The organism is Reticulibacter mediterranei (genome assembly GCF_016587455.1).
In genome coordinates this window covers 286,341-310,132 of the sequence record NZ_BNJK01000003.1, presented here as the reverse complement: position 1 = coordinate 310,132, position 23,792 = coordinate 286,341, and the positions used below count along the sequence as shown (strand labels likewise).

At 52.9% G+C, this 23,792-nt stretch carries 16 protein-coding genes; 11 read left to right on the top strand and 5 right to left on the bottom strand.

The window, feature by feature from the left end; translation table 11 throughout:
* The first annotated feature begins 20 nt into the window (after positions 1–20).
* The 11 genes from K3T83_RS54200 (at position 21) to K3T83_RS54150 (ending at position 13,928) form a co-directional block, all read left to right on the top strand.
* A complete protein-coding gene (locus tag K3T83_RS54200) occupies positions 21–854 on the top strand; it encodes an alpha/beta fold hydrolase (protein ID WP_220211454.1) in 834 nt (277 codons plus the stop codon).
* Positions 855–1,064: 210 nt separating this feature from the next.
* Positions 1,065–2,006: an NAD(P)-dependent oxidoreductase gene (locus K3T83_RS54195; RefSeq protein WP_220211453.1), complete on the top strand. Its 942-nt coding sequence runs from the start codon at positions 1,065–1,067 to the stop codon at positions 2,004–2,006.
* Positions 2,003–3,292, top strand: a complete 1,290-nt coding sequence (locus K3T83_RS54190; protein ID WP_220211452.1) for an MFS transporter — start codon at positions 2,003–2,005, stop codon at positions 3,290–3,292. Before K3T83_RS54195 ends, K3T83_RS54190 begins: the two co-directional genes overlap by 4 nt.
* Positions 3,292–4,338: a zinc-dependent alcohol dehydrogenase gene (locus tag K3T83_RS54185; RefSeq protein ID WP_220211451.1), complete on the top strand. Its 1,047-nt coding sequence runs from the start codon at positions 3,292–3,294 to the stop codon at positions 4,336–4,338. Before K3T83_RS54190 ends, K3T83_RS54185 begins: the two co-directional genes overlap by 1 nt.
* A gap of 98 nt (positions 4,339–4,436) precedes the next feature.
* Entirely contained in the window at positions 4,437–5,666 is a 1,230-nt protein-coding gene (locus K3T83_RS54180; protein ID WP_220211450.1) for a 3-dehydroquinate synthase family protein, read from the top strand.
* Positions 5,667–5,686: 20 nt separating this feature from the next.
* Positions 5,687–6,469: a cupin domain-containing protein gene (locus tag K3T83_RS54175; protein ID WP_220211449.1), complete on the top strand. Its 783-nt coding sequence runs from the start codon at positions 5,687–5,689 to the stop codon at positions 6,467–6,469.
* On the top strand, positions 6,469–7,251 hold the full coding sequence (locus K3T83_RS54170) for an SDR family NAD(P)-dependent oxidoreductase (RefSeq protein WP_220211448.1): 783 nt from the start codon (positions 6,469–6,471) through the stop codon (positions 7,249–7,251). Before K3T83_RS54175 ends, K3T83_RS54170 begins: the two co-directional genes overlap by 1 nt.
* A 74-nt stretch (positions 7,252–7,325) precedes the next feature.
* Entirely contained in the window at positions 7,326–8,453 is a 1,128-nt protein-coding gene (locus tag K3T83_RS54165; RefSeq protein ID WP_220211447.1) for a DUF2332 domain-containing protein, read from the top strand.
* Entirely contained in the window at positions 8,413–9,249 is an 837-nt protein-coding gene (locus K3T83_RS54160; RefSeq protein WP_220211446.1) for a class I SAM-dependent methyltransferase, read from the top strand. The genes K3T83_RS54165 and K3T83_RS54160 overlap by 41 nt, the downstream gene beginning before the upstream one ends.
* A 755-nt stretch (positions 9,250–10,004) precedes the next feature.
* The gene (locus tag K3T83_RS54155; RefSeq protein WP_220211445.1) at positions 10,005–13,589 is read left to right on the top strand and encodes an MFS transporter; all 3,585 of its coding nucleotides are present in this window, start codon (positions 10,005–10,007) and stop codon (positions 13,587–13,589) included.
* A 60-nt stretch (positions 13,590–13,649) separates the two neighbouring features.
* Positions 13,650–13,928 (top strand): hypothetical protein, encoded by a 279-nt coding sequence (locus tag K3T83_RS54150; RefSeq protein ID WP_220211444.1) that lies wholly within the window; start codon positions 13,650–13,652, stop codon positions 13,926–13,928.
* A gap of 341 nt (positions 13,929–14,269) precedes the next feature.
* Here K3T83_RS54150 and K3T83_RS54145 read toward each other — a convergent pair whose 3' ends face one another.
* The 5 genes from K3T83_RS54145 to K3T83_RS54125 all read right to left on the bottom strand — a co-directional run bounded on the left by K3T83_RS54145 (position 14,270) and on the right by K3T83_RS54125 (position 22,980).
* Positions 14,270–15,136 carry an ATP-binding protein gene (locus K3T83_RS54145; RefSeq protein WP_220211443.1) on the bottom strand — a complete coding sequence of 289 codons (867 nt, stop codon included), beginning with the start codon at positions 15,134–15,136 and terminating at the stop codon, positions 14,270–14,272.
* A 30-nt stretch (positions 15,137–15,166) separates the two neighbouring features.
* Positions 15,167–16,783, bottom strand: coding sequence for a hypothetical protein (locus K3T83_RS54140; protein ID WP_220211442.1), 1,617 nt, complete (start codon positions 16,781–16,783; stop codon positions 15,167–15,169).
* Positions 16,784–18,026: 1,243 nt separating this feature from the next.
* On the bottom strand, positions 18,027–19,757 hold the full coding sequence (locus K3T83_RS54135; protein WP_220211441.1) for a phage antirepressor N-terminal domain-containing protein: 1,731 nt from the start codon (positions 19,755–19,757) through the stop codon (positions 18,027–18,029).
* 256 nt (positions 19,758–20,013) lie between these two features.
* Entirely contained in the window at positions 20,014–21,411 is a 1,398-nt protein-coding gene (locus K3T83_RS54130; protein WP_220211440.1) for a DndE family protein, read from the bottom strand.
* A gap of 147 nt (positions 21,412–21,558) precedes the next feature.
* Entirely contained in the window at positions 21,559–22,980 is a 1,422-nt protein-coding gene (locus tag K3T83_RS54125) for a DNA cytosine methyltransferase (RefSeq protein WP_220211439.1), read from the bottom strand.
* Positions 22,981–23,792 lie beyond the last annotated feature (812 nt).

The window sequence follows — 23,792 nt, the reverse complement described above, 5'->3', positions numbered from 1 at the left end:
TTCATCAAAGGAGGAGAAGCGTGAGTATTTCCATTTACAGTCAAGCATACGAGCGTCACGGGCATGGTCCAGCGTTGCTCTTTTCACATGGCGGAGGCATGTGGCACGGGTGTTGGGGACCGATCCTTCAAGAGATTGCAGCAGCGTGTGATTGCTATACCTGGGATCTTCCTGGGCATGGAGCCTCTGGGCCAGCGGATTCGCGGCCGGTCAGGATCGAAGACTATGTCGCCAGCATCGAGATGGTCCGAGAGCGCTATCGGCTCCAAAGGAGGCCAATTGTACATGTCATCTGGTCGATGAGCGGCCTCTTCTATGGGGCAGCACTGATGCAGGAGCATTTGCGCGCCAGACTCTTGCAGCAGCAGGCGGGACTGGTCCTGGTTGGAACCTCGCTCAATTTCGGAGCAGAGGTCTTCGCTCCAACACACCCGCGCATCGCAATGCTCCAGCATCTCTTTGCTGACCAATCAGAGAAGCAAGCTCTCGCCTGCCGTGAAGCCACCCGTATCCTGACCCGACAACCGCTCATAGACGAAGAATTTCAGGACTTTTTTATGCATCTTGCGCACATGCTCATGAGGCGTCAAATCACACCGGCCTTGATTCCTGCGGCATCCATTGCCCCTGAAGTATTTTTGCAGCAGCATCCAACGACGGTCATCCATGGGGCCTATGACCAACAAGTGCCGCTCCAGATTGCTCGTGCGCAGGCCGAGAGACTTGGGAACGAACTGATCCTTTTCGAGCACAGCGCTCATATGCCTTTTCGCGAAGAGGCTACTCATTTCAAAACAGCACTCCTTGCTTTTGTCCAGAAGATCGAGCAGGAAACCGAGCGTGTTTCGGCATAAGCAAAGAAGAGAGAGCAGGCCATGAAAAGAGACACAGCAGTTCTCCTGCTCGAAACACGAAGAGCATCATTGCGAATCGCGCATAGATGCTCTTCTGCGACAGCTATGCCCCTATCTCTCGTCAGAGCATTGTTGTCATAATTTTTTATATTCCTATGATATTCATAAATTACTGTTTATTCCTGTTTTTTCGGCAAAAAGGAGCATACTATGACATCACCTCTTCCTGTGCTTGCCTCCAACACGATTGGCTTTGTTGGCCTGGGAAAGATGGGCTTCCCCATTGCACAACATCTGCTCACCGCCGGTTTTCATATGCGAGCCTATGACCTTGATCCACAGCGAGCGGCTTCCCTCGCCCAGTTTGGGGCCGAGCAGCGAGAGCAGCTCCAGGAGGTGGTTGAGCCAGGAGGCATTGTCTTCTCTATGGTGCCCGATGATGTGGCGCTCATCCACATCGTAGAAGGGAAGGATGGTATCCTTGCACATCTTGGCCCTGGCGGTGTGCATGTATCCATGAGTACAATTGCGCCCAGCCTGGCAGAGCAGTTTGAGCATCGTTATGCTCAGCGTGGGGCAACGTATCTTTCAGCGCCGGTGCTTGGCCGTCCAAATCTGGCACAGGCCGGGCAATTGACGGTCCTGCTCTCAGGACAGCCTACTGTTTGGGAGCGTGTGCGTCTCATGCTCTCGCATGTTGGGTCTATCCACGAGGTGGGCGATCGTGCTGAAATTGCCTGCGTACTGAAATTGCTCAACAATTTTCTGATCATCAGTGCCCTAGAAGCAATGGGGGAAGCCTCGGGAATCTTGGAATGCTATCGGATCGATAGCAGACAATTCTTTACGATTGTGGCTGATGGCATCTTCGATTGCCCCGTCTATCAAGAATATGGCAACATGATCGGCACAGGAACCTTTGAGCCGGCACTCTTTCCGACGATGTTAGGTATGAAGGATGTCCTGCTCATTGAAGCGATGGCAGAGCGGTTAGGATTGCATTTACCCACTCTTCAATTGGCAAAGCAACACTTACGTGACGCGATGGACGCGGGATGGCATCAGATGGATTGGTCGATCCTGGCGGCATTTGCTTCCAAGGATGTTCGCCAACCGACATTCCACCTCTCTGACAAGAAGGAGGTGGAATGATGCTCGATCGTCTTGGGTTGCCTGTTGGAAATGTGGATATACATCTTGCCTCCATCCAAGCAAAAAGCCTCTTGATATTGCGGCTTGGAGCGGTCTTGCTGGCCGCCATCGTCATCTCGCAAAACTTTACAAATTACGGATCGATAGTTCACGATATGGCGGCCGATTTGCAGACGAATGAGGCCGGGATGGGGCTGCTCTCGCTGTTCCTCTATGCCATGATCGGGGTGTCCTATTTACTCGGGGGAACACTTTCCGATCGCTTTGGGCCGCAGCGCGTTCTGGCCCATGCCTTGCTCATCGTTGGGCTGGGCAATTGCCTACTCGGTTTGTATCCGACGCTCTCCTGGGTGCTGTTGTGCCGGGCAGTGGTGGGAGGTGCTGCTGGAACTGCCATTGTCGCCGCTTCTCAAACGGCGAGCAGGATGGGACCACAGGCTCCACTCTGGCAGGGGCTTTTTGGTGGAGGCATGCAGTTGGGGGCAGCGTTGGGTATTTTTCTGACGCCTCGCATGGAGGTCGTCCAAAAATGGGAAAATGCCTTCTTGCTGTGGGGGTGTCTCGCGATCCTGGCCGGGGTAAGTTGGTCGTGCTTGCAGTTTCTTCCCCTCCCATCGCTTCCGAGCACGCAGACAAGAGCGCTGCTGAGAAGGCGGGTTGGCATCCTGGGGACATTGGGACTGGTCCATTTAGGAACCTTGGGGCTTGGTCAGGCGCTGGCCCCGTGGCTTCCAACGTATTTCATGCGCGATCAGGGCATGCCCATGGATCAGGCAATTCTGCTCGGAGCACTGACGCTGCTCATTGGCATGATGACCCGCCCACTTGGGGGATGGCTGCTGGCCCATGGCGTTGCCTCCAGTCAGTTGATCCTTGTCGGGACGGCGCTGGCCACCTCTGGCTTATCCATGTTGGTGGGATCGGGACGTGCTTCGTTGCTCTGGTTGGCGATCATCGGGCTGATTCTCTTCAGCATCGGGACGACGCTTCCGTATGCTGGCGTCTTCCAACAGGCTTCCTATGAGGGACAAATCACCGCATGGAGGCCTGCTACCGCTCAGGGCATTGTTTCGCTCCTGTCCTCTCCAGGCTCAGCAGGCGGGCCTGCGCTCATTGGGATTCTCCTGAGCCAGGGAGGGGGATTTGCGCTGTCATTCACCTGTTTCACGCTGATCAGCCTGGTGTCCTTATTCATCGCGCTGTTTGCCTCATCTGTGCTGCCTGCTATGCCATCCCTTGCAGCTTCAACGCTTCCCCCACACGTATCGAGAAAGGAGCGATCATAATGAAAGCGGCCCTTGTGTATGGAGCCAATGATCTTCGCCTCCAGGAGGTTGCTAAACCCGGCCCGCCGAAAGCAGGGGAGGTGCTGCTCCACGTCTCGCTCGTCGGGCTATGTGGGACCGATGCTCAGCATGTTGCCCATCCCTCACGTCCACCAAGAAGACCTGGTCCCATTATCCTGGGGCACGAAATCGTCGGGCAGGTGGTAGCAGTTGGCGAAGGCGTCACCGCTCCCAGGCTTGGAGAACGTGTAGTGCCGGGAGCTGGGTGGTGGTGTGGGCACTGTGACGCCTGCCTGAGCGGACGGACGAATATCTGCGATGAGTACTTCCTCTATGGGATACAGGATCACGGCGGGCTTGCCGAGTATGCCTGTTTTCCCGCCAAGATGTGTGTCGTCGTGCCAAGTACCTGTCCTGATGAGGTAGCAGTCCTCGGACAACCGCTCGCTATTGCCTTGCACGCCATTTCGCGTGCAGCGCTCACGGGGAACGAAACAATTGCCATCTTTGGAGTTGGGGGGATTGGCAGTCTGATCCTTGCTGTCCTCGCTGGACGTGGGCACCACCGGATTCTTGCCGTTGATCTTGAGGACAGCAAGCTCGCCTGGGCCGAGCACTGCGGCGCTCTTGCCGTCCATGCCAGACAGCGTTCTGCTCACGACATGATAGAGATGATGACAGGTGGCCAGGGTGTTGCTCTTGCCATCGATGCGGCGGGCACAGCGACCAGCATTCCGCAGGCGCTGGCATCGGTCAGGAAGGGGGGCACCCTCCTGCTTGTGGGCATCCCAAAGGGGCCGGTCCTACTACCACTGGGATCGGCCATTGTGAGCGAAAAAAATATCATCACGACGAATGGACATTGCTGCCAGCACGATCTTCCTGCCGCCCTTGCTCTGCTCGCGTCGAGCGACCTTGCTTCCCGTCTTGTGGTCGAGACGATTCCCTTTACGGCCCTGAAAGAACGCGGGCTGGGTCGGCTGCTCTCTCAGCAAGCAGCTGGAAAAATCATCGTGTCTCTCCAGGAGGAAAGGAGCAGCGAATGATCTCTCCATCAGCCCTACTTGATCATGTTCTTGCTGCTCAGCATCCCATCTGGTTGGAAGCGTCTCTGTAGCTCTCTGGAGAGGAAAGGAACGAGAGAATGATCCTCACGCAACGTGAACAACATCGCTTTGATGTGCGAGGAAAAGGGGTGCCCTATGGGTATCCGATCCTGGTCCGAGAAGCACCAGACTGGCAAGAATTCCGCTTGCTTTTTCGCGCATTGCACGCAGATCATATCACCCTGGTCGCTGATGCTCACCTCCCACAGGAGATGGTCCAGCCAATCTATGAGGCATTGTGTCAGGTTGCCCCGACCTTACAGCTCGCTATTCCTGCCGATGAACGGCAGAAGACGATTGAGACCGCACGATCCATTTGGCGAGCAGCGCGAGCCAATGGGGGAGGAACACAACAATCCTGCTTTGTGGCACTGGGAGGTGGAACCATTGGCAATATTACCGGGCTTGCCGCCCTACTCCTCACACGGGGTATTCGCCTCGTCCATATTCCAACGACGTTGCTTGCTGGTACAGACAGCGTCTTGTCTCTCAAGCAAGGAGTCAACGAATATGTCGGCACGATGCTGATCAAAAATTTAGTGGGAAACTATCTTGCCCCCCAATTTGTCCTCGAATACCTCTCGTACTGGCAATCGTTGCCAGCTACGGAGATTCGCTCAGGAGTATGCGAACTCATTAAAAACGTCGTCGCCATCCGCCCAGACCTCTTCCACCCGGTCAAAGCGTTCCTCAAAGCCGATGCCGGCTATACCATCCAGGACTATGCCCAAATTCTCGCCTGGAGTGTTCAGGCGAAACAGCAAGTCATGCAAGACGATGCCTTTGAGAAAGGCACAGCCTTAGTCCTGGAAGCAGGCCATGCCCCCATTGGACACGCAATAGAAGCAGCAGCAACCGAAATGCATATGGAGGCTGGCATTTCTGGACAAGAGAGCTGGACGCGCCATGATCTTCTAGAAATGCCTGGAAGGTTGCCTCATGGCTTTGCTATCGTCCTCGGCTTACTGGCCTCGGCCCACATCTCCCGCGCCCGAGGGCTACAGAGTGACAAAGAGGTTCGGTACCTGTATGAGCTGGTGGAACAGAATGGGGCACCGACAACACTTCCCCCATCCCTCTCCCCCCAAAGGCTTCTCAGCATCATGAAGCAGGACAATAAACGGGGAGCGCTTCCTGCGCGTGAAGGGTATCACGCAATGGTCTTGTTGGAGCATCTCGGGCGTCCAGTGATGCATGGTCAGATCCCGATGGCCTATGTGTCAGATCAAGAAGTGCTTTTTGGGCTGTCCGCACTCGCAAGAGCATAAGGAAAGGAAAAAAAGAGACGATGCAAACACCATTTACTGGATTGTGCATTACACCGCACGCAATGAGTGTGTACCAGGCAGGTTTGACATTTGAGCAGTTACATGGCGAGGGATCGGTCTACAATCTCAATCTCGTGACGCCAGGGCATATGAAACACTATGGACGCGCAGTGAGCAGCCTGGAAGTGGTCACTGTGGCTCCGCATGGGCGTGTGGGAGAACACCTCCAGGGCACCGATGAGATCTACTACCTCCTCTCCGGGAAGGGATGTCTTCAAACGAATGGAACTCAGGAAGGTGTGGTGGCAGGGGATCTGGTAATCGCTCCACGCGGCACGCTCCACAGCATTCACAATACCGAGAGCACTGTACCGCTCACCTTTTTTGTGACTGAAGTTGCAGCTCCACAAGGAGAACGGCGACCGGCAACCGTCCTCACATCGCTGCCAGATCATCTGCGAGAGGGGACATTTCATCAGACAAGCAAACCAGTGCGTTTGCTCCAGGTGGATCTCTCTGCGCTGTTTGCAGGGGCCTGGGGTCTGTTCACGCTTCTCGAACTTCCCGCTGGCGCTCGTCTTCATCCTTACCTGGAACAAGCATACGACCAGAATGTCCTTGTTCCCTTTGGCAACGCCACGCTCACGGTCGAGGGACTTGAGGAACGTTTTGGTACGGACAACTTTGGGATCAATGCCTTTCTCCCACGAGGCGTCAAAATCGCCCTCACAAACCAATCCAGCCGTGATCCACTCCTGGTTGTGATTCTTTCTTTTCCCTTTACAACAGCAGGAGAGGTGTGATGGCGGAACACAAAACAGTGCTGATTACGGGAGCAGCCAATGGCATCGGTCGCGCTTGCGCTTTCGCCTTTGCGAAACGAGGTGCTGACCTGGCGCTGATAGACAAACAGGAAGAGGCCCTTGCCTGCCTCGTCCACGATCTGCGTCACACCTCCCCCACCTGTACGGTCAGCACTGTGGTGGCTGACCTTGTTTCAGATGATATCCACGAAACGGTTACATCTGCGCTGCTGCCATTTCGACGCATTGATATTCTGTTGTCCAATGCGGGGAAATTGGTGACCGGCACCGTTGAAGAGCTGAAAGAGGAGCAGTGGCGAGAAAGCTTTGAGATCAATTTCTTTTCCCATCTCGCCCTTTGCCAGGCCATCATCCCGCGCATGCAGCAGCAGCCGGAAGGAAGCATCCTTTTTACTGCGTCTGATCAAGCGTTACAACCAGATGCTGGTCTTGCCGCCTATGCCTCACCCAAAACAGCACTGCTCGCGCTGACGAAGATCCTTGCCAGGGAATTAGCGCCGCACGTTCGGGTGAATGCCGTCGCCCCAGGAATGACACGAACCAATCTGGTCGAACCGCTTCTGGAGCGCCTGGCTACTGAATTTCAGACCGACCCACAGACGGCTGAGCAGTTAGAACTCCAACGACGCGGCGTCCCCCTGGCCCGGCTGGGAGAAGCGGAGGAAATCGCAGAAGTGATGGTCACTCTGAGTACAGGGCCATTTTGTACTGGATGCATTTGGAATATCAGCGGTGGCTATGTGGGGGGGATCGGTGCGTGAACATGCTTCACGACACCACCGAGGAAGCGTGTGTGAGGCACGCGGATGGACCAGAGAAAGAAGAAGGAACATCTATGAGTAAAAACAGAGAGCTTACAGAGCAGTTTCGCCTCCTTGTGGAGCGCGCGTACAGCACGTCCACGGTGTATCGCGCGCTTTGTTCTGCCCTGTACCAGGATGAGGTGTTGCTCTCATGGCTTGCGCAGATAGCCGCCCCGCCTCAGAAGAAGACCGCTCTACTCCTGGCAGGTGTGCAATGGTTGCTGACGACCTCTGACACGCGCCATCCGCTGGCAGACTGGTATCAGGCCAGCACGGCGGGATGGTCTCCGGAGAGTGTCACAGAGGAGCGGAGCCTCTATCGGCACTTCCGCGCCTTTTGCGATCAGCATTGGCAACAGCTCATCCACCTGATGCGAACACGCGAAATACAATACAGCGATCCTGGCCGTGCGGCCCTGCTTCTGCCTGCGCTTACTGTCGCAGCCTCCTGGATAGGAGAGCCGCTCTCGCTCATTGAGGCAGGGGCCGGCGCTGGCTTCAATCTCCTGTTTGATAGATACGCCTACCTGTATGTCCAGCGGGATCAGATCTGGCACTATAGCTCAGTTTCCACCGCCCTTGATCTCTCCTGTACGGTCACTGGCCGTCCGCTGCTTTTCTCGCCGGGAGGCCTTCTTCCATCAGTCCAGTCGCGGCTGGGGATTGATCTTGCTCCGCTTGCATTCGAGGATGAGCAGGATCGTGCCTGGATTATGGCTTTTCTGCCGCCCGATGATCCAGGCCTGCGCCTCCGCGTCCAGACAGCAATAGAAGTCGCGCGCGCCGACGCAATCCCGATGGTTGCAGGTGATGCATTAGCACTCCTCCCAGATCTGCTTGGAAGTGAGCGTCATGGGGTATCAACGCTGTTCTTTTCCTTTGTCCTCTGGCAGTGGTCTCCAACCCAAAGGGCGCAATTGCATGCGTTGCTCACCTCTTATCGTAGACCCTTGGCTGTTCTTATCCTTGATCGTTCCCCCTGTAAGCACAGTGAAGTAGCCCCTGTCCAACTCACCGTCACCCTGTATCACCATGGGAAGCCGCAGCAGACAACGCATCTGGCGACCTGCCATCCCAACGGGAGTTGGATGTTGTGGCATGGAGAAGAAAGAGAAGAGTATGATCCTCATACAACAGCGCAGGCCGGACAGTCTTGTTGACATCGAGCATCTCTCGGAGACGCTTCGGCTCGTGAAACAATCCATTGGCGGCCTCATCCCAGAACTGACTGATGCCGAACGAACAGGCATGCGAGATGTGCTGGAAATTGCCTGTGGACCAGGCACCTGGTCCTTAGAAATGGCTCGCACCTATCCCGGCTTCACCTATACCGGTATCGATACGAGCCACAGCATGATCGCCATTGCCCAGCAAGAAGCACGAGAGCGTCGGCTCGCGGTGCAATTTCTTCAGGTCTCAGATCTGCTTGGCGCGGACTTTCCCGACCATTCTTTCGATCTCATTTCGGCGCACTTCTTGAGCCACGTCCTCCCCAAAGACGCCTGGTCGCAGTTGCTCCAAGCATGCTACCGGATGGTGCGCCCCGGTGGATGGGTGCGTCTCACTGAGTTCGAGGCTGGTTCCTCGAATGCGCCAGCACATGAGGAACTATGGAGTCTGTGGATTCAGGCGATGAACCGTTCAGGGCATGGCTTCTCATCAGGGGTACGTCATGTGGGGATTCTCTGTGAGTTGGAGCCGCTCCTCTTCTCGACAGGGTTCTCTGACACGCGCAGCCACTCCCATGTGATCAACTACAGCTATGGCGCTCCCCTGCATAACGAGTGGAAGGACAATCTGCTCCTGCTGCTCAACTGCGCGCAACCACTCCTTGTCAAAACAGGAGTGAGTACCCCAGAACATCTCGCACAACTCTATCACCAGCAGCAACGAGAGATGCATGTCCCTACCTTCCACGCCATCCTGCCGATGCTCACGGTCATAGGGAGGAAATAATTGCAGGGGAGAATGGATGCAAAATCGCTCTGGTAGAGAGAAACAACAACAAAAAAGCCCGAGGCGAGGGAAGCACCGGTACAATAGAGCGTACCAGTGCTTCTCTCGTCCATCTTGGGCGATCATGATGGTGATATGGTTGTCCATGACCTCACCTCCTGCTTTGAGGCATATGGGAACTCTCCCGCAATTTGGCTTCTACCCAATCTTCAACCACATATCAAAAAAGAAGAACAGAGGAAGACGTACTTTTCTCAAGCGGCCCTCGTGCTGGCTGGTTCGGTGGTCGATCTTGCGCAGCGCATATGCCTGCCGCCACTCGAGCGCTCCAGAGTAGGCATTGATCAGGGATCGCCTCAAAGAATGGGCGCATAGAAGGGAAATAGCAAGCCATCCGATCTCAATTCTATCTCAACAGAGAGCCGAGCGCTTACATAACAATAAATTCTGGATGCATCCGTAAGAGCATCCTCATTTTCTGAACCGCGTGTTTCGTACTGATGGACGACTCGGTGTAATCACTAGTAGCAACAGACGTAATGTGAACATTTCAATTATAACATAATTGAAATGTTCACATTACAGCGTACAATCTTGGATGGAGCTTCGAGCAGTGACGCATTTCTGAAACCGTATAAGATCTTCCTTCCCTGTCTTCAACTGAAGACATTCCATGGTATCTGGTGATATTCTACTCGTTTGTGAAAGACGTTCATTCCATTCAGCTAGCTCGATGAAGGGATTTGAATGGTGAAATGAAGACGACTTCTGCATCTCATGACGCCCTGCAAATGGCCCAAGGAAATTCACGTACGCCTGGGCCAATCGATCCGCGCTATAAACGGGTTCTACTCACAAATATTACTCTGAGTGGCTTTATGACGAATATGCAAGAGAGTATCATCCTCATTTCTCTCCCTGCTATCTTCAATGGTATTCATATCAATCCTCTCTCACCAAATGCAGCAATGTATTTCCTTTGGATATTGATAGGGTATAGAGCCGTATTAGCACTGTTGCTGGTCACATTTGAGCGCATCGGTGCTCTGTTTGGACACGTCCGTCTCTATAAACTGGGGTTTGCGATCTTTACTGTTGGGAGTATTCTTCTCTGGTTGACTCCTAGCACAGGTAACACTGGAGCACTAGAACTGATTCTCTTTCGCTTCATCCAGGGGATAGGTTCTAGTTTCCTTTTAGCAAACACCATGCCTATCATTAATGGTGCATTGCCAGTCAATGAGCGTGGCCTTGCTCTAGGCATCCCCCCGATCACCACTTTGCTTGGTGTTATCATTGGACTGATCCTAGGTGGTATTCTTGCATATGTGGACTGGCGGCTCGTTTTCTTTGTGAGCGTACCTCTTGGTATTGTAGGAACTATCTGGGCTTATATAATGCTGCGTGAGGTCGTCACCAATGGCGGCAATCATACAATGGACAGGGCTGACACTATTCCCCTTATAGGGGGAGCGACTCTTCTTCTACTGGGTATTACCTCTGGGATTGAGCCATATAACGGTTCCGTTGGCTGGGACAATCCACTAGCCATTGGAGCGGTAACTATCGGCGTGATCCTGTTGGCTGTTTTTATCTGGATTGAGTTCCATGTAGAAAATACCCTGTTCCAACTAAACCTTTTTAAGATTCGGATATTCACTGCTGGAAACGTAAGCAATTTTCTCGCAAGTCTTACCCGTGGCGGCTTACAGTTTCTGCTCATCATCTGGCTACAAGGTATCTGGTTACCATTGCATGGCTATACCTATAAAGTAATACCATTATGGGCTGGTATCTATATGTGCCCATTGCTGGTCGGCTTCGTTTTGGCTCCTTTCGGTGGCTATCTCTTCAATCGCTCTCGCATGCATCTTTCCGCGACGGTCGGGGCGCTCATTCAGATGGTGAGTTTCTTGTTGCTGACAGTACTGCCCATTTATGCCAACACCATCTGGCTCGTCATCCTGATTTTGCTCTTGGGCTTGGGTCAGGGGATGTTCAACCTCCCAAATGTCCTTTTGATCATGAATAGCGTTCCCCGTGAACGTTTCGGCGCAGCATCTGTAATGCGTGCAACCTTCCAGGACTTGGGGTTTCTCATTAGCATTGGTGGTTTTTTCGGCATTATCACGGCAGGGCTAGCAGCAGGGTTGCCATCAACGCTTTTCAACGAATTGACACAGGCGGGCGTCCCGACAGCAGTCGCCCAAAATAGCTCTCATTTGCCCCCGCTTGCAGCACTCTTTGCCGTCTTCTTGGGCTACAATCCAATGGTGTCCCTGCTTCCGCCAAGCGTGCTGCAAGCGCTCCCTCCAATGAATCGGGATCATCTTCTCGGATCCATGTTCTTCCCAAATCTGATCTCGCCTCTCTTCACAGCCAGTCTCTCTAGCGCGTTCTATCTCGCTGCCGCTTTGTGTTTCCTCGCCGCCATAGCTTCGTTACTATGTAGGGAGCGCTCCATTCATGAGCGAGGAGTGCATGAATCGAGCGGATCAGTTGAGCAAGAGCTTCATATCGCAAGAGGTAACTCTATCCTGCAAACAGCTCTAACCCACCTGGCCATCGTGATAGAGAACGTGCCGGACGAGGAGGCGCAGCAACGTTACATGCATGTGTGTATCGTCAAGCAGAAAGATCAAATATTTCTACCGAAGATGACCAGTCTGGAGACAGGAAAGACCTATGATCTTCGGCTGGATATTAGCCCTTTCCTCGATGAGAGCGTGCTTCAAACAGTATCCCATCTCCCGTCAACGACTCATGGATATTGGCTAGAAGTGATTGTGATAAGCGACGATGTGGGAATTCCTTTGCATCGCCATCCTCTGTTTCTCCCCAAGTTAGGTCCAAGCTGGGTCTGTAATTGTTCCCCAGGGAAAGAACACCACTGCCGAGAAAACGAACGCCGTCCTTACCTGTTCGTCCCAATACAAACACCAGCACAACCACGAATAGCGAGAGTACGTATTGCCCTCTACTATCAAAAAAACCTTCTACAGTCGCAACTCCTCTCGGCACAGATTGCCGAGAGAGAGCAGGCTGGTGCAGGTCAGAGTTCCATTATTGATTACACATTGGCCTCTGACCTCCGCGATCTCAGTTTCCTTCCACCTCGCACAGTGAATATCCTGACCAATGATACTGCCGACGGTTCCCACCGTCTTGTTATCAATGGTCAAGGCGCTGATCCCCTCGCGTTTCACTTAACTGAGGGGCAAATCCGGACCACTGTTGATGCGGCACGAGAGGCACTTCGCAACGTCCACTTTGAAGAATATGGTGGGGCGCTGGGAAGTCAACGACAACGACGCAACCGGCTTGATGGGAACAATGCCAAAGTGAAGGCGGCCTTTCTTCGCGATCTGGAACATTTAGCACCGCTCGGATGGCAACTCTGGACCCTCCTTCTGAAGGATAGGTTGGAATGGAGAAAAAATTTGCTTGCCCCTGCGACGATCCAAGTTGCTCGCACGCTGAGTAGTACCCTGGCCTTCCCCTGGGCCTTGGTCTATGATATACCGCTTGCGTCACAGGGACCCTATCACATCTGCCCCCTCTTTGACACATGGAACGAACGTCAAAGCTTCACAGATCTCTCTCAATGCCCTTATGAACATCTTCATCAGACGAAGAATACACTCTGCCCCTTTGGGTTCTGGGGATTTCGCCATGTGATCGAGCAGCCTCCCTCTATGTCTGCTGGCAGAAACCTCCCCGTCTTGATCCACATGACCAACCGCCCACCAACTTTGGTGGCAGGCCTAAGCCAGTCGCTCGATCAAAACCTCACAGCAAAACATCTCCAGACAATGAAGGAGCAGCTCACGCTGTTCACCCTGCAAGATCACACGTCGCTCCAGGAAATGGTGATGGCCTTAGCGGCCCCTGTCGAGGTCGTCTACTTCTATTGTCATGGCGGCCGCGAGTCACTGGTTGGAACCAGCCAACATACTCCCTATCTGCAAGTAGGTATGGATGAACGGTTTCAGCCAAGCGATATCACGACCTGGCGGGTCGCTGACTGGCCGGAGCAACATTGGGAACAAACCTCGCCATTGGTCTTTATTAACGGCTGCCATACGGCGGAACTGACCCCAGAACTGCTGGCCAACTTTGTCGATGCCTTCTCAACGGCATCGGCTGCCGGCGTGATTGGCACAGAGATCTCTATCGAACAAGACATCGCAGCCGAGGCAGCCGAACACTTCTTCGCCGCTTTTCAAGCGGGTAAGACAGTCGGCCAGGCACTCCAGCACATGCGATTACATTTGCTCGCGAAAGGAAACCTGCTTGGCCTAGCGTACACACCCTATTGTTCTGCGAATTTACATCTTTGATGCTCTCTCATGAAGTGAGTCGTCAAAGGCACGCATGTATACACCCAGGAGGAGAGATCGATGGAAACGACACTTGCCGGAATTGGAGCGATTTGTTTTGGTCTGGTCGTCGGGTGGATCTCCTATCGGACGCTGCGACGCAAAGAGGGAGTAGCGGCCCTCTCTGATATCGCCGCCGTCATCAGCGCCATTGGCGGTGCAGCCGTCACCGCCTTGTTCAGAAGTGAACTCCTCTTTGGCCTCTACGCAATTGGCCTGGCGCTTGGCTTTTTTGCGTATTTTCTCGTGAGCATCTCAGTGTATGGCAAGAAGGAGACAGGCCGCTGGATGGGCGAGTAGTGAAGAGTATGCCCACATTCACGGAGCAAGACCTACGTGATGAAACAGACGAGAGCAGAGGGAACGGCCATCTCCTTTCTAGTCGTGGACACATGTTACTTGCAGCCAAGAGATCGATCGCGATCAACAGAGTCCATCATCTGGTTGATGTGGCCTCCATCACCATCTGGCAAGACCCCAGGTTCGTGATAGCAGTCACCAGCCAACAAAGGTATGGCGCACTCTCGCCCAGGCTGTGAGCCACTGCATGGACAGCATTTCCTTCGTTTCACCTCCCAGATAGTCTTCTGCCTGATTCTCTAATATTCAACTAAAAATCCTCATTTTCTTCTCATGCAGCCTTATGGCACATTCCTTCTCGCCACCTTATAAGGTCGATAATCTCTGACATGCTGCATCGTGACCGTGGTGACCAGACTAACATCGCCCAGGCGAGAGCGCACTCGCTCATCCAGGGCATCCAGCCCGCGCGGATTCGCCGTGATGATGGTGGGCATACTCTGGTTATAGCGATAATTCACGAGCTGGAAGAGCTTTTCGTTGGCCCAGGGAGAACTCTGTTGTGCCCCCAGATCGTCCAGCACCAGCACCTCAGCCCCGCGCATCCTGGCAAACAACTGGTCAAAGACCTCCGTTGCGTTGGGGGCAAAGGCAGCGCGCAAATGGTCCAACAGATCGGGAACGACGGAGAAGAGCACAACCAAACCGTTGTCAAGATTCTGGTTGGCAATAGCGGCCGCCAGATGCGTTTTGCCGCAACCATTCGGTCCGATCAGCAGCAGCCAGCCATCGGGATTGCGCGCATATTCGACCGAGACCTGAAACGCTTCCCGTACGCCCGGAATCTTTGGGTTGAAGGTGCTGAACGTGTGACGATGGAAGGCGTCGAGATTCGACAGGTCGTGCAAGTGTTGACGCCGTTTCTCCTTGCGTTCGGCTTCTTTGCACTCACAGGCAATCGGCCTACCGAAATGGGGATGGCCAAAAGGCACATCGAGGCGCAGATAGCCCGCTCCCTTGCAGCGTGGACACGTGCTGGAAGCTGGAGTCGGCACAGATCGCCGTGGCAACGCTGGTGTCCCCTGATAGTGAATGTTCCCCGTATCCTCCTCTATCACATCGCCTTCAGGAGTAGAATACGGCAGATGATCTCCAATGATTCGTCTCTGTCCCCCTCCCACACCACCGAAGCGGTTGGTAGGTTCCATGTTTTTCCCCCATACCTGTGCTAGAAAAGCCTATTCACGGACACTCTCGTAGTATTCCTGCCATTGTGCAGCCTCAGCATACACATCAGGAACGTTCTCAATCACCACATCAACCAGATAGACCATCCGTTCCGTTCCCCGAATGCGATATGCCCGTGGTTCCTGGCTGATCTGATAACTGAGACCTGGAACCGTCGGTGCCTCGCACCTGATGCGTTCGATGAGGGCAAGAGCCTCCTCTTTCTGATCCATCCACCTATGCGGCACACGCGGCTCCAAGGCATCTGGCTGATTCGTCCACAGTGTCGAAGCCGGCGCGGTGCCGTGCTCATCCTTCACCTGAGTCGGCAGAGGGTGGATCTGCAACTCTACCGCAATGTCCTGGTAGGACCACCCCCAGAACCGGCGTACCAGCTCCTGGATGTCGAAGGGAATACCTGGCAGTTTCTGTCTTCCTCCACGCTGGGCATCATAGGCGTCCCGATAGGCAGCACAGGCGGTTTCATAGGTGACATATTTCGTGGCGCCCCAGGCCTTCATCATGGTATCAAAATAGGCTCCGGGGGTATTAATCGGTCTGCGGCTATACTGCCGAGACTGAATTTGCTGTTGGGTATAGATAAACGCGGCGAGAATAGTACGTTTATCATTCTCGCTCAGATAGTGGACATAGGCTTTTCTATTCGCCGTATGTCCTTCAACTGCTTCAGCGAGAGAATTCCCTTGCTGCTCACGAAGGGAATTCTCCTCGCGCGTAACGTTCTCGTTTTCTACACTCTCTTGAGAGTATGTTATTACGTTTAACGTTGGCACTGCCGAATTCCCCTCTGTGCCAGGAAGAGGGGAATTCGCTTCCTGAAGGGGAATCTTTACGCTCGCAGTCAGCACCGAATTCCCCTCTTCAGGAAGAGGATGCACCGCGCTCATTTTTGGGAAGGGGAATTCAGACGAGAGAAAATTCCCCTCTCCCCTCTCTCCTTTTTCAGGAAGAGCCTCGTCCTCTTCCTGACCATGCTCAAAATTCCCCTCGTGTTGGGCTGAATTCCCTTTCTGGTGGCATCCTGTACGGTTCTTCCAAGATCTGCGAGGAGGGGATGGTACAGGATGCTGGACAAAATTCCCCAATGCCTGGGCGAATTCCCCAACTGGAGCCTCAACCTGTTTCGGGTTCAAGAGGTGAGCCACCAGTTGGCTCGCTTCAGAAAGCAGACCAGGATCAATCTGATGCACTCCTTGCAGCTGAAAGAGACCTGCAAGGACCTGCGTCACAAGCGCCTGCTGTGGAAGGACAACAGCGTTCTGCGTCGGATCACCGGAGAAAAGATTCCCCTGTTTGAGACATGTCATTGCCCGTTGTGCGGCTTGGCGCACCTTCGCGTTGCGCGAAGTGAGAAGTTTGCTCAGATTGGCGATCGCGCGGGGGCGCTCAATGTCAGGCTCTCCGAGGAAAAAGTGGATCTCGATAGAATCTCGATGGCGGATACGCCGAAGCAGGCCAAAGGCTTCCAGGACGCGGATCACTTTATGGGTCGTCATGAAGCCCCATTCCCACTCATCTGACGCAGCCAATGCCTTGATACTCTGAAGGACAATGACCGCAACATCGCTGGATTCATGAAGAGATGCATAACGCAATAAATGGTCCAAGAAGCGTTCTCCTCCGATGGTTTTTGAAATGAGTCTCTCCACAAGGGAGCGCATCAGTGGATGAACACGCTCTAGAGGAATCCCTTCAGGGGAATTCTGATAAAGAAGAGTGGTGGGGCGCTCCTGTGCATCACTCGTTGGGGGCACTGGAGTTGCATAGTCAGTAGCCTGCATGATCTTTCTCTCCAATCTACGATACATCTATCAACTGGTGATTTTTGGGCAAAACATCTCGCCTCTTCCTTCTCAGGAAGAGCGAGAAGCAGTGAATATAGGGGCAGTGCGGCGGGTTCATAGGAGAGAAGGAAGCAGATTTGACGCAGTTTTGTGGGCGTGTTATACTATCGACAGATTGAATAATCTGCCAGAAAGTGGAAATATGCTTCCTTCTGAATCACGCTCAATGATTCAAGTGGTTTGCTCTCGGATGAACCTGGTAGTGAAGCATGTGGTTTACGTCATGATGTAGACCTTCTTTCTTTTCTGGAGGCCCGAACAAAAAAGATGGAACACCAAGGTAGCGCGCGGGGGTTCCTCTTTTTTTTTGCCTCCTTGATTATAACACATTTATGTTCAAGTGCGTTTAGTTCTGAACGTATTTGGTTATTGATGTTCAGAATGAACGTACCTTGCTGCGAGATGCGACCAACGCCCCTTATCATTGCACACGTCATGTTTTCAGCCGATCCCTTCTGTCCTGTGTTCCCTTCGTCAGAAGACCATACGTTGAGCGCGCCACCTCTCATGCCTCCACAGAACCACTATATCTGACAAAGGTAGGAACAAGATGGGAATATCCTGGGAAAAACACGGGTAAAGATGGGAACTCCTCATCCCGCTTGCTAGAGGCATTGTACCTGTGTTTTCTAGAGAACTCTAGTTGATCGCTGTCAATGCAGTGACAACATTACAGGAAATTCGGCTATCGTGTATCACGCTCGAAATTGCTTCTGGAGACAATGAATTATCCCTTCATACTGCCTGTAGAGCGGTATGAAGGGATCTATGCTTGTAGGTGCAATGTGAGGTAAGGGGGGACCAAAGTCAAGCGTCGGATTGCCAAGTCAAGCGTCGGATTGCCAAGTCAAGCGTGGGGGTGCCAAATTTATAGTGAATGGCGTTCCACAGGCTTGAGAAGCACCTCTAGCTGTTTTCTTGAGGGGGGACCATAGAGAAAAGGGGAGACCATTACTTTCGGTTCCCTGTCGTTTTCCCGGCGTACAGATGACACCCCCTCAGTTGATCATGGGGAGGGAAGTTTTCTCTGAGAGGAACGTCCCAGAAAGCGGCCGAGCGTTGTCTGCTGCAGTATCCTCAACTGTTTGAGGATTTCGTCATGGGGAGGTAAGCTCCAATAGGTGGAGAGAAATTCCTCTTTGGTTGATCTCGAAACGTGTGCAGGCGGAACGTATTTTTGAACCTTCCCAAGAATCTGATAGGTAGGGAGAATGTTCAGCAAAGCCTGTTCTATCCCTCGGGATAACGTCGCGAAATCCACTGCATCGGGCGAGAGAATGCTTGACCTGAGCAAGTCATCTGTCCTGATCGGCTCAGCAAAATTGCCGGTCTCTGCTAACTGCGCCCAGCGCTCTATCAAGTAGAGTGCAATGCGAAATGCGTATTTATGCCTGTTTGGGCGAAGCTCAAATACTCGCTTGGAGGCAATGCCCAGCTGCGTGTAAGCCTGTCCAGTCGGCGAGGTAATCCATCCAGCTGGGGCAAATAAATACACGAGTGGCTCGTTCGGCTTGCTCCACAGGGTTCGTTGGCCGCGAATCACGGTAACGTGAGCGTAGGGGCCTTCAAATGTCACTGGCAGCCCCTGATCGCTGTACATGTAACAATCCTGCAGGTAGAGAAAGTCGCGGTGAACCTGCTGATAATATTTTCGCTCATACCCATCGGTCACACGCGCTTCTGAACCGGGATAGGCTTCGCGAGAATGTTTTGCAATGCCGCGCCATTGCAGAATATCTTCTGGTCGAATGGCGACTGTCCCGTTGCTTTGTGCGAGGGTTGGGTTATTTTGTTCGAGAAACCAGATTCCCAACGCGATCCGAGCGGTGGTTACTGTGGTCTCTCCAAAACTACGAATACGTTTCTCTGCAGATTCACGGTCAATGGTATGTGTCGGATTTTCGAGATAGACAACGATCTTCTCTCTTGAAAGGAAGTACGGAGGGTTTGCTGTCGTCACCCATTGTTCAATGCCTTCCAGGCAACTAGCCCGGAATGCCGCATCCTGCGATGTACTCGTGATAACAATATGTGACCCTGGTTGCCTCTGCATGAGTTGAGCAAAAATAACCTCTTGTTCAGGCAGTTGGGGGAGATCAATAGAAGAAGCCTTGTGCAGAGCCTCCTCGATGACCTCTTCTCGTAGGTCATCGACCTCTGCTGCTGGCGCTAGGGCAACAGCCGTATCTTCTGTTGAGGCTTTCGCGAGCATGAGAGAGAACTCAGAAAAGGTAGAGAGAGCTAGTGTGACCAGCTCTTCCTGAAGGATACTCAGTCTCCCTTTTTGCTGGCTATTCAGCCGAGCATGCTGAATGCCTTCAAGCCAGATGCTGACTTTGTTGGCCTGAAGACAGCTCACTCCTTGTTCTCCGCCAGACGTTGCAAGCTTGAGCACACGCAGTCCTGCGTAAAGTTCCTGCTGCCGCCGTATTCTGCGCCTTTGGGGACCAGGCTCCAGGCCAATGGCATCACAAAGTGCTGGTACACTGATGTAGCGTTCGCCATCATCTGCCAGCACAATGTCAAAAGTAATACGAAGTTTGGGTATCTCGATTTGCTCAGTTGGCAAGGAACGTTCTTCAATCATGCCTGTCTCGACTTGCCTCCTTACGATGTTTGGCTCTTTTGAAGCATTATAGCATATCAACAAGAGACCAGAGAGGAGGCTGTAGTGGCGCAAGGCAGCGACGAGCAGTGTGGTGCCCGACTGGATCAAAGATGATGCGGTGTTGCTCATAGTGTATTGTTTTCCTTCCACGTTCTCTTTCTGTATATTTGCCAAAAAAAAGATTGCTAGCATTGAAATAAAGTGTCAACGGGAATATTTCATGTATTTCTCCTTATTTTTCTATATGTCATCTTTTCATGGATAATGACACATTTTGAGACAACAGAATAGAAGTAGGCTATAAACAGATGTGTGGCTTATGTGCAGGACATGTCGAAGGGAAGTAATTCTCGGCAGAGCGTATGCTTGGACAGGATGATGGTGATTACCTGTCTGTTGGGTAGTGAAAAGGCGAAAGCGGTTGGTCGCTCTTGAGGTAGAGAGTCGGAAGTGCGGTGGATGGCCTCCTCGTTAGCATCGCTTTCGCGGATGGTCTAGTCAAGCTCCAAGGATTGCTGGTGCCATGTTGAAGCCTCACGCTCGCTGCGTAAACGCTTGGAACGCGGGGAATGCTCGGCCAGAAAGCAAACATAGGCATCTTCTCCTGGCGTGAGGGACGTAACGGTTTGGCGTAGGTTTGGAGTCCACGCGCGTTTTCTCGCATGAGCTGAAAACCGGCCTGCTGATACAAGATACCGCGATGATATCTGGGATCACAATAGCTCAAACATTGAGCCAGGCAGTATGGTTCCTCAGTCCAAACCGGCGGATACGCGATCATATAATCGATGACAACGCAATCGAGTACCACCTGGACACAAGTGCTGGCCAGCGTGGAGTGGAACTTTCCCTGTCGATCATGAAAGCCAGGAAGTATGTCTGGCGCATACCACAACCCACCAGGCTGAACGATCGGATCAAGCCAGACGCGCGAAAGATTCAAAATCTCCCATCGACTGAACTGGCATCTACCAGTACGTTTATCTTCAGCGCTCCCATACCATGTTCCGACCCTCGTTGCCTCTGGTCTGCCGAAAATGAGGCAGCCTATACGCTGACCCCCTAACAACACAAGATAAGCCAGCAGGGAGCAGCGTGCATCAACTGGTGTGCGCAGATAATGATAGCGTGCGACCATTTCGTTCGCGATCCGCGTCTGTACATCGTCAGCCAGAGCGAGCGAGAGCGTTGGCCTGCCGGTAGTAAGTGAGTGCTGGAGCTGGGGCGGTGCTCCCCTCCACAGGGTTGATGCAGGTTCCATGAGGAGAACTGGGGCCGTCTCTGATGAGACGAGTGCTGGTGGTGAGTCATCCTGCTCAACCGATGTTGGCCCTTCGCCCACCAGTCGAAGCACTGATGTAGGCAAATTGTCCTCCTCACTGGCGGCCTGGATACCCTTACTTGCCTCGCCGACGAGATCGGCAATATCTTCCAGGCTTTTTACCCGCACAGACAATAATCCAATGCCACGGAAAAGATGTGCCTTGAACTGCCGCTCGATGGCTTCTTCATCGTCGAGCGGCAGGTGATCCAGTGTCAGGCGTTCACGCAGAAGCGCAAAAAAGAAAAGATCGTACTCGCCCAAGAGCGTGTATCGGTTGATTTCCCTCCCTTGACCTTCTCCACTTCCTCCATACAGGGACAGGTCAGGAATACCAGGCTCTCGAAGCGAGAGGCAGAAGGCACACCGACACAGCAGGTTGCTAGAGAGTCCTGTGCGGGAAGCTTGATGCCGAAGACGGTTATCAAGATCCGCTGGAATAATGAGGCGCTGGAAAGCCATAATCCTCCCTCTATTGGTTGATACTAACGAAGAGAACATTTGGAGATTTTTTTGGATAAAGGAGAAAACCGTTGACTGAGACAACGGGAGTGCTTGAGTCCCCTGATGTGTCCTACAGACAGAAGAGGTGCGTGTCGATTGTTAGCTCTATTGTTCCTGCTGTGACGCACTTTCTATGGGAAAGGCTTCTGTCTCAAGCGTGAATTTGTGCGAATCAGATGGACAGATCTCTCCTTCTGAAAGGGGGCTGCTCCTGTGCAAAAGAATAGGAAAGAGGTGTATCATCAGAGTCATTGCCAGGGGCGGAGGAACCGCCAGCCCACATTGCTTAATAATTTCTGCCTGTTTCCTGGAGGCGATCTGTACCTCCTGCATGCACATAGCGAGCTTCACCTCATCGGGTGAGAGCATACGAAACGTGCAGTCTTCCAGCGTGGGTATCGTTCCTGCAGACCAGGTTTTGGGCAAGAAGACCAGACCATAACGGGCCCTTGAGGAAACAGTTCCTAATGGCTGGAAGATACTTTCTGCCTTGCCGTTCGAGTTATATTTGACGAGAAAGGGCAACACATTCGGTAATGTGGTTGGAATATCATAGGCTTCTGGTGGAATAGGCTGACCATCTCGACAAAAACGTTGTAAGCCTTCCTGAATGCGGGCGCGTGTTTTGGCGCAGAGCGCTCGCTTACGGTCCCCTATGCGCTTGCCCTGATCCTCGAAGTTGATGAAACTTGCCGCTGGTCGGAAAAAGGGAGTCACCTTGCGACCACAGGTGATTTGAGGACACCGATAGTCATACTGGCTAGCATACTTGCCTCTTCTGCCAGAAGCCTTTGGCTTCCAACACTGCACAGCCTCTACTACCTGACCACATGCATGACAAATTGCCCGGGGACGGAGGTCCAGATCTGGCTCGGGCAGCGTTTCGTGAGTGAAGACCGCAAAATAGCGATCCCGATTCGATGGCACAGAGCAGAATTTTGCGTTAATGAAAATTCCCTGGTAGCGATAGCCGAGCGCTTTGAAGTCCTCCACCCAATCGTCGTGATCCGCCCACTTGGTCGCGGCTTCGACGACGTTCTCAATCAGTACAATTTGAAAAGGCCGCTGCTGTTTCATTTTTGCTTTTGTGGCCTCATACATTTGCCACATACTGGCACGTGATTTTTCGGCCTCGCTGACCTCGTGCCAGTCTGACCAGAGTCCGAACTGTTTGCGTCGTCGCTGGTTTTTAAGTTTCTTTCCACGTGCCACTGTTTGCCACTTGCATTCGGGGGAGCCGAAGAGAACCTGGGCATCGTAGAGTTCCTCCATAATCAGGTGCTCGACCTTTGCCTGACGGTGCTCTGTTTCAGGGAAATTTCCTTTGTGCGTTTTGATGGCCTCTGCGTTGTGATTGACTGCAAGCAGAAGCTTTCCTCTCCATCCCATCTGGGCGAGTATCTTTCTGAAGGCCTCAGAAAAGCCGCCCCCACCTGCATAGAACTCAATCGCTGTGATGATAGGAGGAAGATCTCCCGTAAAAGAGGATGTTTTTACAGGAGAGGTTGGCGCGAGTAGCTGAGCCATGTTTGCCTCTGTCGTTCTCTGGTAGATAGTGTTCTGAACTTTGCTCTATCGAAACCTGTAGGAAGAAAAAGGGCAAGTATGGTGAGAAATAGGTCTGTTCTGGGACATGAAAAGGCTCCAGGATCAGGATTGGGGAAGACCAGCACCTAACTTTCGCTGACGAAATGGGAGATTGGGCAGTAGGTTGTGGTGGTCTGAGCGTCATTCTCCAGACATTGCGTGGGGTGGCAGGGTGCCACTGCTCATCAAAAGCAGTTTTGAGTTGGAATTCACTGTGGTATCGACGTGCCCACAGAACAATATGTGTCGTCTCTTGATCTTCTTCTAGACAGCAACACACGAGTTCTTGACGCCTCCGCACGTTATTGATTTTAAGGACGGTATCTAGTGGACTTCCCGCAGTGCTCGCCTTTGATCCGGTGTTCTCCAAGGCCAAGATGGTCAGGCGTGGCCAGGAGGTATCGGTCTGAGGGTCTGGGATGGTGACAGTGAATTGTAGGTCGTTTAGGAAACTACTGATCACCGTTGGATCTCCCTGCCAGACGAATTCGAGGGGAGAAATGAGATCTCCTGCTGTATCAAAGCAGCGCCCCAACTCTGTATCAACACTGAAGAGCGTTCCTGCCCGCCCTAGAGAACTCCAGCGCTGCGCCTTGCGCAAGGCGTCAGGCCAGGCCTTACCAGCAGATAAGTGTGCCTGATAGGTCTGCTGGCTCCTACGCCAGCAGACCTAGGCCAGTGCCTCTTTGTGAGAATATGCCTTCTTCTTGAGCATGAGAGGTTCCTTTTCTCGAATGTGATAGAGAGAACGC